Consider the following 963-nt stretch of genomic DNA (forward strand, 5'->3'; position numbering starts at 1 on the left):
AGATAACGGCGCTGAAGGTGGTGATCATAATTTCCCAATGGGTGATGCCGACAATCGCTATGAAAATATAGGCAACGCCAGCTCATATGTTTATATGGGACCACGCTGGGCCGAAGTGAGCAGCACACCATTTACCCACTGGAAGTCAGCTGCTTCAGAAGGCGGAGTACGAGTCCCATTTATTGTTAAATCACCTGTTCAGATTTCTAAACAACATGGAATTAACAATAACTTTGCGACAGTCAGAGATATATTCCCAACTGTGATGGAGCTAGCTGGTATTCAAAATAATCAGGTTTATCCAACTTCAAGCACCAAAATTAAACCATCTGGTTTTAGTCTGATCCCTGCGTTTAAAGATAATACTGCCCGTATTCGTCCTGTTAATTATTATGACTTTAAAGAACTGCATGGCAGCCGCTACGCTAAAACTGACGAATGGAAACTTGTTGAAAACTCACCTTCTAAATTTAAGAGCCATGGCTGGGAACTCTACAATTTAAAAACAGATTTTAATGAGCAACATAATGTTTATGCAGCCCATCCTGAGATCGTCAAAGTCTTAAATGATAAATATTTAAGATATGCCGATGAAAATGGTGTTGTGGATTTTGAGCAATACAACAAAAAGTAGAGAAAACCAGATGAAACAGATCATGATGCTTTCATCGTTTCTCTTACTTTGTGCGTGCCAAAAAACCACACCTCAACTAGAACAGACCACCTTGCCCGACCTAGGCACTAAAGCTAAATGTACTTCTTATTCAGGCCTTCCTTCGGGATGGCCTAACAATAAAGAAGCAGGCATGGTCAAGCTTCCGCAAGGAAAAATTGTTTTAGGCACCACACAAGGTTATGAAGATGAACGCCCATTAAATTTACAGGCAATTACCGTACCCAAAACAATTGCTACAAGGATCGCAAGGCGGCGCAGAATCTGATTTCGTAACATACTAAAAATAA

General features: G+C 40.4%; 1 protein-coding gene and 1 pseudogene. Both read left to right on the plus strand.

Annotated features, from left to right (window positions below; genetic code table 11):
• Window positions 1-634 (plus strand): sulfatase/phosphatase domain-containing protein (locus J536_RS24530; RefSeq protein ID WP_032063895.1); only part of this gene is annotated, 634 nt, incomplete at its 5' end.
• A 25-nt stretch (window positions 635-659) separates the two neighbouring features.
• A pseudogene (locus J536_RS24535) lies at window positions 660-899 on the plus strand (formylglycine-generating enzyme family protein); the annotation flags it as partial.
• Window positions 900-963: the final 64 nt, after the last annotated feature.

The sequence above is a fragment of the Acinetobacter sp. 809848 genome, assembly GCF_000581275.1.
GTDB classification, from domain to species: domain Bacteria; phylum Pseudomonadota; class Gammaproteobacteria; order Pseudomonadales; family Moraxellaceae; genus Acinetobacter; species Acinetobacter pittii.